This window comes from Methylobacterium sp. J-067 (assembly GCF_022829465.1).
Classification (GTDB): domain Bacteria; phylum Pseudomonadota; class Alphaproteobacteria; order Rhizobiales; family Beijerinckiaceae; genus Methylobacterium; species Methylobacterium litchii.
The window spans coordinates 165,384-181,271 of the sequence record NZ_JAKSXZ010000108.1 but is presented as its reverse complement, the minus strand read 5'-3'; the positions used below and the strand labels follow the sequence as shown (position 1 = coordinate 181,271).

At 68.3% G+C, this 15,888-nt stretch carries 14 protein-coding genes; 9 read left to right on the top strand and 5 right to left on the bottom strand.

Annotation, left to right across the window (positions count from 1 at the left end):
- Nucleotides 1–108 precede the first annotated feature (108 nt).
- A complete protein-coding gene (locus MKK52_RS14795) occupies nt 109–687 on the bottom strand; it encodes a L,D-transpeptidase (protein ID WP_243955119.1) in 579 nt (192 codons plus the stop codon).
- Nucleotides 688–852: 165 nt separating this feature from the next.
- Between MKK52_RS14795 and MKK52_RS14790 the strand changes: the two genes are divergently transcribed.
- From MKK52_RS14790 to MKK52_RS14775, 4 genes are all read left to right on the top strand, one after another.
- Nucleotides 853–1,782 (top strand): histone deacetylase family protein, encoded by a 930-nt coding sequence (locus MKK52_RS14790; protein ID WP_243955021.1) that lies wholly within the window; start codon nt 853–855, stop codon nt 1,780–1,782.
- Between the two features lie 146 nt (nt 1,783–1,928).
- Entirely contained in the window at nt 1,929–2,522 is a 594-nt protein-coding gene (locus MKK52_RS14785; protein ID WP_243955019.1) for a TadE/TadG family type IV pilus assembly protein, read from the top strand.
- Between the two features lie 2 nt (nt 2,523–2,524).
- A complete protein-coding gene (locus MKK52_RS14780) occupies nt 2,525–3,226 on the top strand; it encodes a TadE/TadG family type IV pilus assembly protein (RefSeq protein WP_243955017.1) in 702 nt (233 codons plus the stop codon).
- A gap of 2 nt (nt 3,227–3,228) precedes the next feature.
- Nucleotides 3,229–4,617 carry a TadE/TadG family type IV pilus assembly protein gene (locus tag MKK52_RS14775; protein WP_243955015.1) on the top strand — a complete coding sequence of 463 codons (1,389 nt, stop codon included), beginning with the start codon at nt 3,229–3,231 and terminating at the stop codon, nt 4,615–4,617.
- A gap of 19 nt (nt 4,618–4,636) precedes the next feature.
- Here MKK52_RS14775 and ribB read toward each other — a convergent pair whose 3' ends face one another.
- Both ribB and aroC read right to left on the bottom strand, forming a co-directional pair.
- Entirely contained in the window at nt 4,637–5,707 is a 1,071-nt protein-coding gene (ribB, locus tag MKK52_RS14770; RefSeq protein WP_243955013.1) for a 3,4-dihydroxy-2-butanone-4-phosphate synthase, read from the bottom strand.
- A gap of 51 nt (nt 5,708–5,758) precedes the next feature.
- Nucleotides 5,759–6,856 (bottom strand): chorismate synthase, encoded by a 1,098-nt coding sequence (gene aroC / locus MKK52_RS14765; RefSeq protein WP_243955011.1) that lies wholly within the window; start codon nt 6,854–6,856, stop codon nt 5,759–5,761.
- Nucleotides 6,857–7,063: 207 nt separating this feature from the next.
- On the opposite strand from aroC, the gene MKK52_RS14760 reads away from it, so the two are divergent.
- Entirely contained in the window at nt 7,064–7,708 is a 645-nt protein-coding gene (locus MKK52_RS14760) for a L,D-transpeptidase (protein ID WP_243955009.1), read from the top strand.
- A 66-nt stretch (nt 7,709–7,774) separates the two neighbouring features.
- On the opposite strand, the gene MKK52_RS14755 is transcribed toward MKK52_RS14760, so the two are convergent.
- Nucleotides 7,775–8,116, bottom strand: coding sequence for a hypothetical protein (locus tag MKK52_RS14755; protein WP_243955007.1), 342 nt, complete (start codon nt 8,114–8,116; stop codon nt 7,775–7,777).
- A gap of 134 nt (nt 8,117–8,250) precedes the next feature.
- Nucleotides 8,251–8,742 carry a phasin gene (locus MKK52_RS14750; protein ID WP_243955005.1) on the bottom strand — a complete coding sequence of 164 codons (492 nt, stop codon included), beginning with the start codon at nt 8,740–8,742 and terminating at the stop codon, nt 8,251–8,253.
- 246 nt (nt 8,743–8,988) lie between these two features.
- Here MKK52_RS14750 and MKK52_RS14745 point away from each other — a divergent pair, with 246 nt between their 5' ends.
- The 4 genes from MKK52_RS14745 (at nt 8,989) to MKK52_RS14730 (ending at nt 15,792) form a co-directional block, all read left to right on the top strand.
- Entirely contained in the window at nt 8,989–11,412 is a 2,424-nt protein-coding gene (locus MKK52_RS14745; RefSeq protein ID WP_243955003.1) for a PAS domain-containing protein, read from the top strand.
- A gap of 237 nt (nt 11,413–11,649) precedes the next feature.
- Nucleotides 11,650–13,596 (top strand): acetate--CoA ligase, encoded by a 1,947-nt coding sequence (gene acs, locus MKK52_RS14740; RefSeq protein ID WP_243955001.1) that lies wholly within the window; start codon nt 11,650–11,652, stop codon nt 13,594–13,596.
- Between the two features lie 133 nt (nt 13,597–13,729).
- The gene (locus MKK52_RS14735) at nt 13,730–14,104 is read left to right on the top strand and encodes a DUF485 domain-containing protein (RefSeq protein ID WP_243954999.1); all 375 of its coding nucleotides are present in this window, start codon (nt 13,730–13,732) and stop codon (nt 14,102–14,104) included.
- Complete coding sequence (locus MKK52_RS14730; protein WP_243954997.1) at nt 14,104–15,792, top strand: cation acetate symporter; 1,689 nt, start codon at nt 14,104–14,106, stop codon at nt 15,790–15,792. Before MKK52_RS14735 ends, MKK52_RS14730 begins: the two co-directional genes overlap by 1 nt.
- The last annotated feature ends 96 nt before the right edge of the window (nt 15,793–15,888 follow it).

Here is a 15,888-nt window from a genome sequence, read left to right as displayed (position 1 = left end):
GACAGTACGAGGCGGCTGATCTTCCAGAGGTTAACAGCCAAATCTGAACGGGTCTTCAGGTAAACACCTGACAACGAGAGAGCCTTATTCGAACGTTGCCGGGCTTCGTTAGCGGACGATGACCGAGGCCCCGACAGGCACGCGATTGTAGAGGTCGATCACGTCGATGTTGCGCATGCGGATGCAGCCCGACGAGACCGCCTGCCCGATCTTCTCCGGCTCGTTGGTGCCGTGGATCCGGTAGAGGGTGTCGTGGCCCTTGTCCGACAGGTAGAGGGCACGGGCGCCGAGCGGGTTGGCCGGCCCGCCCTGCATGGCATGGACATGCGGCCAACGCTTGATCATCTCGGCCGGAGGGTTCCAGGCGGGCCATTCGGCCTTGCGGTCGATCACCGCCTTGCCGTTCCAGCCATAGGCCTCGTCGCCGACGCTGACGCCGTAGCGCAGGGCCTTGCCGCCCGGCTGCACGAGGTAAAGCTGGCGCTCCTTCGTCTCCACCACGATGGTGCCCGGAGGCTCGCGGGTCGGGTCGTTCACCTCGTAGCGGGCGAAGTGCGGATCGAACTCGGCCTCCGGGACCAGCGCCATGAAGGACGCGTCGCGGGCCGAGACGGCGGGGTCGGGCACCGCCTTGAAACTGCATCCGGCGAGCAGCGCCGTCGCCGCGAGGATCGCCAGCGCCCGCATGAGATCGTGCCCCAATCAACCAGTATGCGAATCAGACAGATGTCGGAAAACCTCCGATCCTTAACCTGGGCCGCTGAGGACCCGTAGTCCGCACGCTCGCGGCGTGGCACATTGCCGGCTGCTGTTGCGGCGGCGTGACAGAGTAGATTTCGGGAGACAGCCCCCGTGACGACCCTCTACGTGAGCCATCCCGCCAGCTTCGACCACGTGGTGCCGGAGGGGCATCCGGAGCGCCCCGACCGCATGCGCGCCATTGAACGTGCGCTGGAGGACGAGCGGTTCGCGACCCTCGTCCGGGTGCAGGCGCCCCGGGCCGAGCCCTCGGTCGCCACCCTCGCCCATCCGGCCGAGTACGTGGACGCGCTGATGGCGGCGGTGCCCGAGCAGGGCATGGTCGGCATCGATTCCGATACGATCCTTTCCCCCGGCAGCATGGAGGCGGCCCTGCGGGCGACCGGCGGCGCGGTCCATGCCGTGGACGCGGTGATGCGCGGGGAATGCAGCAACGCCTTCGTGGCCATGCGCCCGCCGGGCCACCATGCCGAGCGGATGAAGGCGATGGGCTTCTGCCTGTTCAACCACGCCGCCATCGCCGCCCGCCACGCCCGCGCGGCCTTCGGCGTCGACCGGGTGGCGTTGGTCGATTGGGACGTCCACCACGGCAACGGCAGCCAGGACATCTTCTGGGACGACGACGCGGTGCTCTACTGCTCCACCCACCAGATGCCGCTCTATCCCGGCACCGGCGCGGCCTCCGAGCGGGGCAACAAGAACACGATCGTGAACGTGCCCCTCCACGCCAACGACGACGGCGAGGTGTTCCGCGAGGCGTTCGAGGCCGGCATCCTCTCCCGGCTTAAGGCGTTCCGGCCGGACCTCATCCTCATCTCGGCGGGGTTCGACGCGCACCGGCTCGACCCGCTGGCCAACCTGCGCCTGGAAGCCGAGGATTTCGCCTGGGCGACACGACGTCTCATGGAGGCCGCCGAGCGCAGCGCGAGTGGGCGCATCGTCTCCGTGCTCGAAGGAGGCTACAGTTTGGAAGGGCTGTCCAAGTCGGTGGCGGCGCACGTCAACGCCCTGATGGGCCACTGACCCCGGAAACAATGACACGAAACGATGCTTGCGCAGCACTTGTGTGTTGCACGAACCGTGGCGGAATCTCGCGCATCGGTTGAATGAATCATTAGACCTTTTGCGAATAGGGTCGCGGCCTCGACACCGGAGTGCTTCGCGGCCCCATGGCAGCATCCTCACACAGTTGCACGGCGGCGATCCGGAAGCTGCGTGGCGACCGGACGGGGACGACGGCTGTCGAGTTCGGCCTGCTGATCGTGCCGTTCATGCTGACGCTGCTCGGGGTGTTCGAGGTCGGCTACACGTTCTTCATGATGTCGGCGCTCGATTCCGCCGCCCGCGGCAGCGCCCGGGCGGTGATGACGGGCGCGGTCTCCACCGCCGGCATGACCGCCAGCCAGTTCCGCACCACGGTCGTCTGCCCGAAGCTGCCCGCCAACTTCGCCTGCGCCGACGTCTTCATGAACATCAGCGTGGTGCCGGCCACATCGACCCAGACTGGGTACTATTCCTACGTCAACACGGCGAAGAGCGCCCTCGTCGTCCCGCCCCTCGACGTGACGCAGAACGTGTTCTGCCCCGGCTCGGGCGGACAATACGTGGTGGTGCAGATCCTGTACCCCGCCAGCTACTTCACGATGCTGTTCGCCGGGTCGTCGTCCGTCACCTACAAGGGCAAGAAGGTCAACGTCCTGATGTCGACGGCGACGTTCAGGGCCGAGCCCTATAGCGGCGGTGCCGCCTATGCGGGCTGCTGACGATGTCGCCCGCCGCCTGCCTCACCAGGTTCGGACGTGATCGCGCGGGGATCGCCGCCGTCGAGTTCACGCTCATCTTCCCGATCCTGCTCGGCGTCTCGGCGGGGATCTTCGAATATTCGAGCTTCGTGCGGCAATCGCGCCAGCTGACCGACACCGCCAACTCTATCGCCGAGATCCTCGCGGCCGATGCCGACACCACCATCTCATCGACGGACCTGCATTACGCGGTCGATTCCACGATGCTGACCTTCCCGAAGGTGCTGAGCGACTCGACGCGCAAGGGCATCGCCTGGGCGAACGACATCACCATCTCGCTGGCGGGGATCAGCTTTGCGCCGACCGTCTCAGGCTGCACGAGCAGTTGCACCTACAAGGCCGCCATCAACTGGACCGGTGGGGGCAAGCAGAGGACCTGCGGCAGCCTGCAATCCTCCGCCAGCGACACCAACGCCCCCAGTGCGTCGACCCTGCCCGCGAGCCTGTTCACCCCGGTCGCGAGCCCGCAGGGCGGCAACGGCTCCCCGCTCTTCGTCGTGGTGGCGGACGTCACCTACACCTGGTCGCCGGCCGTGTTCACGGGACTGCTCAACGCCGTCACCCTGAAGCGCTCGTCGTACATCAACCCCCGCTACGTCAGCTCGCTGAAGTACACGGCCGGCAGCGGCGATGATGGATTTGGCCAAGCATGCTCCGGCTACTGACCATGCGCGCATCGACGCTGCGATCCGGCCTGCTCGGCCACCTTCTCGCGATGCTGCGCCGTGCCTGGGCAGCCCGCTCGGGCAGCCTCACCACGATCACCGCCTTCTCGGCGATCCCGATGATCGGCTTCATCGGCCTGTCGGTCGATTACGGCATGGAACTGGCGGCCAAGTCGAAGCTCGACCATGCTGCCGACGCGGCGGTGATCGCCGCCATCACCAGCGCCCAGACCTACATCGTGACCTATACCGGCACGGGTGACCCGACCACGAACGCGATCGCCGTGGGGAAGGCGCAGGGGCTGGCGCAGTTCAAGGCCAATACCGGCTCCCTGCCGGCGGCCGTGCCGACCCCGACCATCAATATGAGCGTCTCCGGCCGGGTGGTGAGCGCGAGCGCGTCCTACTCGTTCTCGATGCCGACGATCTTCATGAAGGTGCTCGGCACGCGCACGGCAAGCTTCACCGGCGCGGCGGGTTCGACCCTGACGATCCCCGCCTTCACGAACATCCACATCGTGATCGACACCTCGTCCTCGATGGGCATCGGCGCGACCACGGCGGACCAGCAGATCGTCTACAACGCCACCGGGGGCTGCGCCGTCGCCTGCCACCACACCGGCACGACCGATCTCGCCCGCAACAAGGGCGCGACGTTGCGCATCGACGTGGCCAAGAACGCCGTCGTCTCGGCGTTGCAGCAGATCATTTCCTCCGGCAACGCGACCCGCTTCCAGGTCTCCGTCTGGACGATGAGCACGCAGTTCAACAACGTGTTCCCCCTGTCCAACAAGATCTCGAATGCGGTCACGACGGTTCAGGCTCTCGACATCACCGACAGCGCGAAGGACGGCGGCACCAACACGACGTACAGCCTCCAGACCCTCGGCAACTCGCTGAACACCGACGGCAACGGCCTGACCTCGGCCACCGCCCAGGGCTTCGTGATGCTGATCACCGACGGCGTGCAGGATTCGGACATGAAGGTGAAGTCCGGCAGCAGCTGGGTGGACGGCTACGATTCGAACTTCTCGCCCTATTCCCCTTGCACGACGCCCAACTGCAAGAGCCTCACCGGCTTTTCGGTGCCGATCATCATCCAGTCCTTCGACCCGAGCGCCTGCAACGCGATCAAGTCGAAGGGCTACACGTTGATGACCCTAAACACGAAGTACATCGTGCCGCCCTCGAACCTCCAGAGCAGCAGCGCGACGCTCAACAGCGTGTTCGACTTCGTGAAGACCTATCTGGCGAGCTCGATCGCCTCGAACCTGGCGTCCTGCGCGACGTCGTCGACCTACGCCTACGCGGCCGACTCGCCGAGCGAGATCAACACCGCCGTCCAGCAGATGTTCTTGGCCGCCGGGGCGCAGGCGCGGATCACCAACTGATCCGCGCCCGGGCGCCGCGTTACAGCGGCTCGTCGCCCAGGTGCTCGATGCCGAAGCCCGAGAGGCCGACATAGGAGCGCGACGAGGTCGCGAGGTTGCGGATCGAGACCACGCCGAGGTCGCGCAGGATCTGCGCTCCGAGCCCGACCTCGCGCCATTGCCGGGCGCGCACGGCCTCTGCGCCCTCGTCGTTGACGCTCTTGAGGGGCACGCCCGCCGTCCCGTCGCGCAGGTAGACGAGGATGCCCCGTCCCTTCTCCGCGAAGCGGCGTAGGACCGCATCGATCTGCGTGCCGCCGCCGATGACATCGGCGGCGACGTTCGAGCGGTGCAGGCGCACCAGCACGTCGCGCCCGTCGCCGATATCGCCCATCACGAAGGCGAATTGCTGGATCGTCTCGAACGGCGTCGAATAGGCGTGCGCCGTCATCGTGCCGTGCGCCGACTGGACCTGGAAATGGCCGACGCGCTCCACCAGCCGGTCGCGGGCCTGCCGGTAGGCGATGAGGTCGGCGACCGAGATCCGCTTGAGCTTGTGCGTCTTGGCGAAGGCGTCGATCTGCGGCCCCTTCATCACGGTGCCGTCGTCGTTGGCGAGTTCGCAGATCACGCCGACCGGCGGCAGTTCGGCGAGCTTGCACAGGTCCACCGCCGCCTCGGTATGGCCCGAGCGCATCAGCACGCCGCCGTCGCGGGCGATGAGCGGGAAGACGTGGCCCGGCCGCACGAAATCGGCCGCGCCCATGTTGCCGTTGGCGAGCGCCCGCACCGTGTTGCAGCGCTGCTCGGCCGAGATACCCGTGGTGAGACCGTGCTTCACATCCACCGTGACGGTGAAGGCGGTGCCGAGCGGCGCGTCGTTCGAGGCGACCATCGGGTCGAGGCGCAGGCGCCGCGCCTCGGCCAGCGTCAGCGGGGTGCAGACGATGCCGCAGGTGTTGCGGATGATGAAGGCCATCTTCTCCGGCGTGCAGAGCGAGGCGGCGACGACGAGGTCGCCCTCGTTCTCGCGGTCGTCATCGTCGGTGACGACGACGATCTCGCCTCGGGCGAAGGCTTCGATCACTTCGGTGACAGTGCAATGGCTCACGGGTGACGTCCTAAAGTCGCGACGGGCCGTCCCACGGGGACGGCATCTCGGTCAGGGCTGCCCCACCTGACCGCGATGACGGAGATAGTGATCGGCCAGCACGCAGGCCATCATCGCCTCGGCCACGGGCACGGCCCGGATGCCGACGCAGGGGTCGTGGCGGCCCTTGGTGATGAGGTCGACCTCGGTGCCGTCCCGGCTCACCGATTGCCGGGGCGTGAGGATCGAGGAGGTCGGCTTCACCGCGAAGCGGACCACCACCGGCTCGCCGTTGGAGATGCCCCCCAGGATGCCGCCCGCATGGTTGGCGAGGAAGCGCGGGCGCCCGCCATTGCCGGCGCGCATCTCGTCGGCGTTGTCCTCGCCGCGCAGGGCCGCCGCCGCGAAGCCGTCGCCGATCTCGACGCCCTTCACGGCGTTGATCGACATCATCGCCGCTGCGAGGTCGGAATCGAGCTTGCCGTAGACCGGCGCACCGAGACCCGGCGGCACGCCCTCGGCCACCACCTCGATCACCGCGCCCACCGACGAGCCGTCCTTGCGGATGCCGTCGAGGTATTCCTCGTAGTGGGCCGCCGTCTCCGCGTCGGGGCAAAAGAACGGGTTGCGGGCCACCTCGTCCCAGTCCCAGCGGCTGCGGTCGATGGCGTGCGGCCCCATCTGGACGAGGGCCGCGCGGATCGTGATGCCGGGGATGACCTTCCGCGCCACGGCGCCGGCCGCCACGCGGGCGGCGGTCTCCCGCGCGGAGGAGCGTCCCCCGCCGCGATAGTCGCGGATGCCGTACTTGGAATCGTAGGTGTAGTCCGCGTGGCCCGGCCGGTAGCTGTCGCGGATCTCCGAATAATCCTTCGAGCGCTGATCGGTGTTCTCGATCATCAGCGCGATGGGCGTGCCCGTGGTGAGCTGGCGCCCACCGGTGCGATCGTCGGAGAAGACGCCGGAGAGGATCTTCACCTGATCGGGCTCGCGCCGCTGCGTGGTGAAGCGCGACTGGCCGGGCTTGCGCCGGTCGAGTTCGGCCTGGATCTCCTCCGCTTCCAGCGACAAGCCGGGCGGGCAGCCATCCACGACGCAGCCGAGCGCGACCCCGTGGCTCTCGCCGAAGGTGGTGACGCGGAACAGGTGGCCGAACGTGTTGTGAGACATGGCGGCCCGCTCTAGCGCGGGTCGGCGCGAGTCACAAACCGCCATGAGAGCGGGACGGACCTGCGCCATGCTCCGGACCGGGACGGAGACAGTCGAAACATAAAAACTTACGTATTCGCGGTGGGAATAAAAATCCCAGGACCCTCGTGGAACTCAGGTGGCATGGTCCCGCTTGTAACAGCAAAGGTTACTGCACAGGTAGGCACCATGAAGACCTCGGTCACTGCGCTCGCTGCGCTCCTCGGCGTCTGCGTTCTTTCCGCTCCCGCCTTCGCCGCTTCGTCCTACGATCCCTTCGGTGGGAGCGATGCGGAGGATTACTACACGGAGCAATCCCCGTACGGCTATCAGGGCACCTACAACCCCAGCTACGGCCAGGGTGTGCAGGCCGCGCCGCAGGCGCAGGTCCAGCCGATCCAGCGGGAAGTCGTCCCCTTCACCGCGAACTACGCGCCGGGCACCATGGTCGTCTCGACCTCGGAGCGGCGCCTGTATCTGGTCCTCGGTAACGGCGAGGCCCTGCGCTACGGCGTCGGCGTCGGCCGTCCGGGCTTCACCTGGGGTGGCGTGAAGACGATCACCGCCAAGAAGGAATGGCCGTCGTGGGTGCCGCCGAAGGCGATGCTCGCCCGCCGTCCCGACCTGCCGCGCTACATGGCCGGCGGCATCGAGAACCCGCTCGGCGCCCGCGCCATGTATATCGGCGGCACCGAGTACCGCATCCACGGCTCCAACGAGCCCGACACGATCGGTCAGGCGGTGTCGTCCGGCTGCATCCGCATGACCAACGACGACGTCAGCGACCTCTACGAGCGCGTAAAGGTCGGCGCGAAGGTCGTCGTCCTGAACTGATCGCCGCTCTTGCAGCGACCTTGAGGAGCCCTGCCCGGCGCGACCCGCCGGGCAGGGCTCCTTGCGTTACGGGACGACGTGCCCGACCGCCGTCTGCGCCGGGCTGAACGAGGCGAACGGCAGATCGCAGAAGCAGCGGGCGCCCAGCGGACGCGGACCCGGCAGCGGGCAGGAATAGGGGCGCGGCCCGGTCAGCCCGCGCTGCACCGCATCGCAATTGTAGCCGACCTCGCGCACCACCCGGCGGCGCGGCGGTGCGTATTCTTCCTCGTAGGCCGGGCCGCGGCGCTCGTAGCCGTCGCGCGGGCCGTCGTAATACTGGGCGCCGGCCGTCGTGACCGACGAGGCGAGGGCCAGCGCGCCCAGGGCGCCGCAGAGCCAGCGCGCACCACCACGGAATCCGTTCATCGTCGCACTCCCGTTCCAATCGGGCCGCATCGGCCCCGCTTCGCCGCTGTCAGCGGGAATGGGGGCGAAAACGAGACGGCCCGCCCCGAGGTGGGGCGGGCCGTCGACCGACATGCCGACTCGGACGATCCGAATCAGTGGTTGGTGGCGCGCTCGGTGGCGTCCTGGGCGTTCTCGACCGTCTGGTTGGCGGCGTCGCGGCCCTGCTCCATGGCGCGGCGGGCCTCGTCGGCGCCCTGCTGCATGGCGGACTTGGCGCGCTCGGCACCTTCCTGCATGGCGCTCTGCGCAATGCCGCTGAATTCCTTGGCCTGGGTCTGCATGGCCGCGAACTGGCTGCGGACGAAATCGGCCTGGATCTGCATGGCCTCCTGCACGTCCCGCGCGCGGACGAGGCGCTTGGCGAAGTCGAACGCCGCGTTCACGTTCTGCTCGGCGTACTCGAAGCCGCGCGACGACACGCTCTGCGCATTGTTGCGGGCCACCTCGGCCGAACCCTGCACGGTGTCGGCGGTGCGACGGGCGGCGCCCATGAAGCTGTCGAACGCCTTGCGGGCCTGATCGACGCTCTTCTCGGCGAAATCGCGCATCTCGGTGGGAATTTCGTAATTCGGGGTGTTGCTCATGTGGCTGTCCTCTCGTTAGCGGCTGTTGATGGCGCGTTGTGCACTGCACAATAATCGATTCGCAGCCATATGCCACCCGCGCCGCAGGCATTAAGGTTGACATGACGTAAACGTGTGACGGCTAGCGCCATAGTCCAGCCATTGGCGCTACTAAGGGCTACAAACAGGATCGTTCGCATGCCCAACACGCATGCCGGACGCACCGGACGAGACGAACATTCGCAGCCGGGAGCGGAGTCGCGGGGCTTGGACACCGACAGCACACAGCGGGACGCGCGCCTGTCGCCGGCCTTCGCGCTCTGGGAGCGCGATCCGACGCTGGCGGCCGCCCTGAAGGATTCGGCCGGCACTCATCTCGTCCTCGACGCGGGGGACGGGCGGGTTCGCCATGCCTCGCCGGCCGCCGCGCGGCTGGCCGAGGCCCTGCGCGGGCTCGACCTGCCTGGCATCGCCCGCCAGCTCGCCGCCTGCTGCCCGTCCGAGGGCGGCCACCGCATCGTGCGCGTGCGCCTCGATCCGCGCCGGATCGTGCCGCCCTCCCTGTTCCTCGTGTCGCGCGCGGCGGACGACGAAGGTCGGCCGGTCTATCTCGCCGTGCCGTCCGGTACGCCGGCCTTGCCGCGCCTCGCCCCCGCCGCCGCGGTGAAGATCGAGGCGCCCCGCCCCCCTGCCCCGGAAGCCCCCTCGCCCGCCCCCGAGCCGCCGCGCGAGGGCGACCGCTTCCTGTGGCGCAGCGACGAGGCCGGGACACTCACCCGCCTCACCGGCCCCCTCTCGGGACTCGCCGGGCAGGATTGGCGCAGGCTCGCCGGGGGCGATGCCTCCGGCCTGCGGGCGCTGCTCGCGGCGCTGGCGGGCCGAGAGACCTTCCGCAAGCTGCCGATCAGCTTCCGTCTTGGGCTGAACATCGTCCATGCCGAGGTCTCGGGGGCGCCCTCGGCGCGAGACGGCGCACCCTTCCGGGGCTTCGAGGGATTCGGCACAATCCGGGGCGTCGCGCGGGCGGATGCCGGGCCGGCGACCCTCGCGGACGACCTGATCGCCTTCGCCTCGGACGAGGACGGAGTGGGCGGCGCCGACGGCACGCTCTCCAACGACGAGCACGCCGCCTTCCGCGAGATCGCGCGGGCGCTCGGCGCGCGCTATGCCGGCGACGACGACAGCGCCGCCCCCCTGGCCGAGCGCCTCGCCGGGTCGGTGATGCCCTTCCCCGGCATGCGGGCCGACATCGCGCCCGCGATCACGGACGAGGGCGACGAGAGCGGCGGCCTCCTCGACAGCCTGCCGATGGCCACCATGGTGCATCGCGGTGAAACGATCCTGGCGGTGAACCGCCCGTTCCTCGACATGACCCGCCACGCCGACCTTGAGTCGCTGCGGGCGGCGGGGATCCACGCGGTGTTCCCGGGCGGCCCCCCGAACTTCCGCAGCGGCCAATCGCACGAGACCGCCATCGGCACGGCGGCCGGCGGCGCCTTCCCCGTGGAGGTGACGCGCGGCATCTGTGCCTGGGCCGGCGGCCCGGCGGCGATCCTTCTGCTGCGCGGCCTCGACGAGAACGACCCGCGGCGCGAACTCGCGGCCGAGCGGCTGGCCCGCGAGGTCCAGGCCGGGCGGGCGCTGGGGGCCGAAGCGGCCCTCGACGCGCTGCAGGCAGGCGTCGTCACCATCGACCGCGATGGGCGGGTCGTCACCCTGAACCGCGCGGCAGCGGCCTGCCTCGGCGGGAGCCCGACCGAACTGGTGGGCAGCGCCTTCGCCGGGCTGTTCGATGCGGGCAGCGCCGCGCCCCTCGCGGCGGCCCTGACCGGCGGCGGCGAGGCGCCCTCGGCCGTCCTCGCACAGGGCCGGGCCATGACCCTGGCCCTCGCCCCGCCGCGTGCGGACGGACAGCGGGTCGCGGTGCTCCATCGCCTGCCGGATTCGACGGCGAGCGGCGCGGCTCCGGCGGCGCGGCCGGAACCCGCCCTGCCCCGCCCCAGCAGCCTGCTGCGCCTCGATCACGAGCTGCGCGAGCCGGTCGATGCGATCCTCTCGCTGACCCATGCCATGTTGGAGGAACGCTACGGCGCCCTCGGCGACCGCCGCTACCGCGCCTGCCTCAGCGACATCCGCGACGCGGGCGAGCGGATCGTGGAGCGCATGGCCGAACTCTCGGACCTCGCCGCCATCGAGGCCGGGCTGATCGACCTCTCGCCCCGCCCGCTGGCGCTGAACGACGTGGTCGCCGGTTGCGTCGCGGGGCTCCACGCCGACGCGGCGCGGGGGCGGATCGTCCTGCGCACCAGCTTCTCGGCGGACCTCGCCGAACTCGAGGTCGATGAGGCGAGCGTGCGCCGCGCGGCAACCCTTGTAATCGAGGCGGCCATCCGCCGCTCGGCGGCCGGGGGGCAGGTCATCGTCTCGACGGGCAGCGGCGAGAACGCCGAGGTGGCGCTGCGCGTGCGCGACGGGAGCCCGGCCCAGGAGGCGGCAAAACCCGCCGCCAGCGAGGACGATCCCCGCCTCGCCCTGCCCCGCGCCCTGATCCAGGCCAATGGCGGGCGCCTGCGCTCCACGGCCCGGGGCGAGGAAGGAACGCTGGTCGAGATCCTTCTGCCTTCAAGGCGCGGGACCCGTTCGAGCGGGCGAGACAAGTCCGCTGCTTTGTCATCGCAAGAACCCGGCTGACCGGATTGTTAGTGGCGCTTGACTGTTTCGTTCTGGAAAGTCGCTTGACAGCGCGGTGACGGCCCGTTCATCACGTTTCCATTGCGCTCAATTTAAATCGAGCCGGTCGGTTCTTGTGCGCAGGGGGATGATCCGGGGTTACCGGAGCGGCCTTCATGACGCTACACGACTTTGGAAGTCCTGGCTGCGCGGTCTGAACCGCGATACGATCAGGCACCAAAACAGGGATGAAACACGATGGAAGGCAGGGTCGTCGAAGTCCAGGACGCGTGGCGCGAGGGCGCCCTCGTCGATGATGCCAAGTATCGCGAGATGTATCAGGCGTCGGTCACGGATCCCGACGCCTTCTGGAGCGAGCACGGCAAGCGGATTGACTGGATGACGCCGTATACGCGCGTCAAGAACACCAGCTTCGAACCCGGCAATGTCTCGATCAAGTGGTTCGAGGACGGCAAGACCAACGTCGCCTACAATTGCGTCGATCGTCATCTCGAAACGCGCGGCGAGCAGACGGCGATCATCTGGGAAGGCGACAACCCGGACGAGTCCAAGCACATCACCTATCGCGAGTTGCATGCGCAGGTCTGCCGCTGGGCCAACGTGCTGCGCAACCGCGGCGTCGAGAAGGGCGACCGCGTCACCCTCTATCTGCCGATGATCCCTGAAGCGGCCTACGCGATGCTCGCCTGCGCCCGTCTCGGGGCGATCCACGCCATCGTGTTCGGTGGCTTCTCGCCGGATTCCCTGGCCCAGCGCATCCAGGGCTGCGGCTCGAAGCTGGTCATCACCGCCGACGAAGGTCTGCGCGGCGGCCGCAAGGTGCCGCTCAAGGCCAACGTGGACGAGGCGATCAAGCGCCTCGGCACGCCGATCGTCGATCATGTCATCGTCGTGCGCCGCACCGGCGGCGGCGTCGCCATGGAGCCCGGCCGCGACGTCTACTTCGACGAGGCTGCCGAGCAGGTGACGGACGAGTGCCCGGCCGAGCCGGTGGAGGCGGAGCACCCGCTCTTCATCCTCTACACCTCGGGCTCGACGGGCCAGCCGAAGGGCGTGGTGCACACCACGGGCGGCTACCTCGTCTACGCCTCCATGACCCACGAATACGTCTTCGATTACCGCGAGGGCGACGTCTACTGGTGCACGGCCGATGTCGGCTGGGTCACGGGCCACAGCTACATCGTGTACGGGCCGCTCGCGAACGGCGCGACGACGCTGATGTTCGAGGGCATCCCGACCTATCCGTCGAACTCCCGCTTCTGGGACGTCGTGGACAAGCACAAGGTCAACATCTTTTACACGGCGCCGACGGCCATCCGCTCCCTCATGGGCGGCGGCGAGGCGCCGGTGAAGAAGACATCCCGCCAGAGCCTGCGGGTGCTGGGGTCGGTCGGCGAGCCGATCAACCCGGAAGCCTGGGAATGGTACTACAAGGTCGTCGGCGACAGCCGCTGCGCCATCGTGGACACGTGGTGGCAGACCGAGACCGGCGGCATCCTCATCACCCCACTTCCGGGCGCCACCCCCCTGAAGCCGGGCTCGGCCACGCGCCCGTTCTTCGGCGTGCAGCCGGAGATGGTCGATGCCGAGGGCAAGCCCCTCCAGGGCGCCTGCGAGGGCAACCTCTGCATCACCGACTCCTGGCCAGGCCAGATGCGGACGGTCTACGGCGACCACGAGCGGTTCGAACAGACCTACTTCTCGACCTATCCCGGCAAGTACTTCACCGGTGACGGCGCCCGCCGCGACGCGGACGGCTATTACTGGATCACCGGACGCGTGGACGACGTCATCAACGTGTCGGGCCACCGGATGGGCACGGCGGAGGTGGAATCCTCCCTCGTCGCGCACCCGAAGGTCTCCGAGGCGGCGGTAGTCGGCTATCCGCACAACGTGAAGGGCCAGGGCATCTACGCCTACGTGACTCTGAACGAGGGCGAGGATGGCGACGACGGGCTCCGCAAAGAACTCGTCGCCTGGGTGCGCAAGGATATCGGGCCGATCGCCTCGCCCGACCTAATCCAGTTCGCCCCCGGCCTGCCGAAGACCCGCTCCGGCAAGATCATGCGCCGCATCCTGCGCAAGATCGCGGAGGACGATTTCGGCTCGCTCGGCGACACCTCGACGCTCGCCGACCCGGCGGTCGTCGATGACCTGATCGACAACCGGCAGAACCGGGGCTGATCTTTCCCACATCGCGTGGGCAAGCACATGGGGCGGTCGCCGGAGAGGCGGCCGCCCCCACTAACGAGAGCGAACACGCCAAAGCGTGACCAGGGAGTGGAAGGCCAAAGCGCCTTCCCGGGAGGATGGTTCGATGAGTGGGTCAACGGTTGGACGTCTGGGGGCGAACGTCACGCCCATAGGAGCGACGGGCTTGGACACCGTCGATCCGCAATTGGAACGCGTCGCCCGGACGCCGGAATTCCAGCAGCTCGTGGCCGAGCGCACGAAGTTCGGCTGGATCCTCACCGGCCTGATGCTGGTGGTCTATTTCGGCTTCATCGGACTCATCGCGTTCGACAAGTCGGTGATGGCGATCAAGGTCGGCGGCGGCACGGCCTCGCTCGGCCTGTTCCTCGGCGTCTTCGTTATTGTCTTCGCGTTCCTGCTCACCGGCATCTACGTCGCCCGCGCGAATACGCGCTTCGACGCCCTGAGCGACGCCCTCAAGCGCAAGGTCGCCCGCTGATGCGCCACGCTCCCCTCTTCCTCGGCCTGACCCTGGCCACCATGGCGGCGACGGCGGCCTATGCGGCCGGGCCGGATCTCGGCGCCGTTCAGCAATCGGCCACGAACTGGCCCGCCATCGGCATGTTCCTGTTCTTCGTGCTGCTGACGCTCGGCATCACCTACAAGGCGGCCAAGGGCACCAAGTCGGCGGCGGACTTCTACGCCGCCGGCGGCGGCATCTCGGCGGGCACCAATGCGTTGGCCATCGCGGGCGACTACATGTCGGCCGCCTCGTTCCTCGGCATTTCGGGCCTCGTCTACACCTCCGGCTTCGACGGGCTGATCTACTCGACGGGCTTCCTCGTCGGCTGGCCGATCGTGTTGTTCCTGATCGCGGAGCGGCTGCGCAACCTCGGCAAGTTCACCTTCGCCGACGTGGCGAGCTTCCGCCTCGACCAGACCGCCATCCGCATCATCTCGGCGGTGGGCACCCTGGTGGTGGTGGCGTTCTACCTGATCGCCCAGATGGTCGGCGCGGGTAAGCTGATCCAGCTCCTGTTCGGCCTGCCCTACCTCTACGCGGTGGTGATCGTCGGCGTGCTGATGATCGTCTACGTCGCCTTCGGCGGCATGAAGGCGACCACCTGGGTGCAGGTGATCAAGGCGTGCCTGCTGCTCGGCGGCGCGACCTTCATGGCCGGCGCGGTGCTCTACAATTACGGGTTCAACCCCGAGATCCTGTTCAAGAAGGCCGTGGACGTCCACCCGAAGGGTGATGCGATCATGGCGCCAGGCGGCCTCGTGTCGAACCCGGTCGAGGCGATCTCCCTCGGCGTCGGCCTGATGTTCGGAACCGCCGGCCTGCCGCATATCCTGATGCGGTTCTTCACGGTGTCCGACGCGCAGGCCGCCCGCAAGTCGGTGTTCTACGCCACCGGCCTGATCGGTTACTTCTACATCCTGACCTTCATCATCGGCTTCGGCGGCATCGCGCTGCTGATGTCGGACCCGAGCTACTTCAAGCTCGGCGCGGGCGGGGCGTTCGACAAGCTCAAGGACATGATCGGCGGCACCAACATGGTCGCCGTGAACCTCGCCAACGCGGTCGGCGGCCCGTACTTCCTGGGCTTCATCTCGGCGGTGGCCTTCGCGACGATCCTCGCGGTGGTGGCGGGCCTGACGCTCGCCGGCGCCTCCGCGGTGAGCCACGACCTCTACGCCCAGGTGATCGCCCGCGGGCGCACCACCGAGAAGCACGAGGTCAACCTGTCCAAGATCGCCGCCGTGGTCATCGGCATCGTGGCGATCGTGCTAGGCTACATCTTCGAGAACCAGAACGTCGCCTTCATGGTCGGCCTCGCCTTCTCGGTGGCCGCGAGCTGCAACTTCCCCGTGCTGGCGATGTCGATCCTCTGGCGCGGCACCACGACCTGGGGTGCCCTCGCGGGCGGCCTCGTGGGCCTGACGGCGGCGGTGGTGATGGTGGTGCTCTCGAAGGCCGTGTGGGTCACGACCTTCGGCCATCCGGTGGCGCTGTTCCCCTACGACAACCCGGCCCTGTTCTCGATGCCGCTGGCCTTCGCGACGATCTGGATCGTGTCGCTGATGGACAGGACCCGCCGCGCCCAACGGGAGCGGGCGGCGTTCGAGGCGCAGTTCGTGCGCTCCGAGACCGGCATCGGCGCCGTGGGTGCCCACGCTCACTGATCGACGTTAATCCTTTGAAGAATGACAAAAGGGGCGCGGCGCAAACCGCGCCCCTTCTTCGTTCCACTGTCCGATTACGCTTTGTGTCTGTTGTGT

Bases quoted from the DNA above. Each gene is read 5' to 3' on its own strand.
- MKK52_RS14795 (WP_243955119.1), bottom strand. From the start codon at position 687: ATGCGGGCGCTGGCGATCCTCGCGGCGACGGCGCTGCTCGCCGGATGC.
- MKK52_RS14785 (WP_243955019.1), top strand. From the start codon at position 1,929: ATGGCAGCATCCTCACACAGTTGCACGGCGGCGATCCGGAAGCTGCGT.
- MKK52_RS14780 (WP_243955017.1), top strand. From the start codon at position 2,525: ATGTCGCCCGCCGCCTGCCTCACCAGGTTCGGACGTGATCGCGCGGGG.
- MKK52_RS14775 (WP_243955015.1), top strand. From the start codon at position 3,229: ATGCGCGCATCGACGCTGCGATCCGGCCTGCTCGGCCACCTTCTCGCG.
- aroC (WP_243955011.1), bottom strand. From the start codon at position 6,856: ATGTCTCACAACACGTTCGGCCACCTGTTCCGCGTCACCACCTTCGGC.
- MKK52_RS14760 (WP_243955009.1), top strand. From the start codon at position 7,064: ATGAAGACCTCGGTCACTGCGCTCGCTGCGCTCCTCGGCGTCTGCGTT.
- MKK52_RS14755 (WP_243955007.1), bottom strand. From the start codon at position 8,116: ATGAACGGATTCCGTGGTGGTGCGCGCTGGCTCTGCGGCGCCCTGGGC.
- MKK52_RS14750 (WP_243955005.1), bottom strand. From the start codon at position 8,742: ATGAGCAACACCCCGAATTACGAAATTCCCACCGAGATGCGCGATTTC.
- acs (WP_243955001.1), top strand. From the start codon at position 11,650: ATGGAAGGCAGGGTCGTCGAAGTCCAGGACGCGTGGCGCGAGGGCGCC.
- MKK52_RS14735 (WP_243954999.1), top strand. From the start codon at position 13,730: ATGAGTGGGTCAACGGTTGGACGTCTGGGGGCGAACGTCACGCCCATA.
- MKK52_RS14730 (WP_243954997.1), top strand. From the start codon at position 14,104: ATGCGCCACGCTCCCCTCTTCCTCGGCCTGACCCTGGCCACCATGGCG.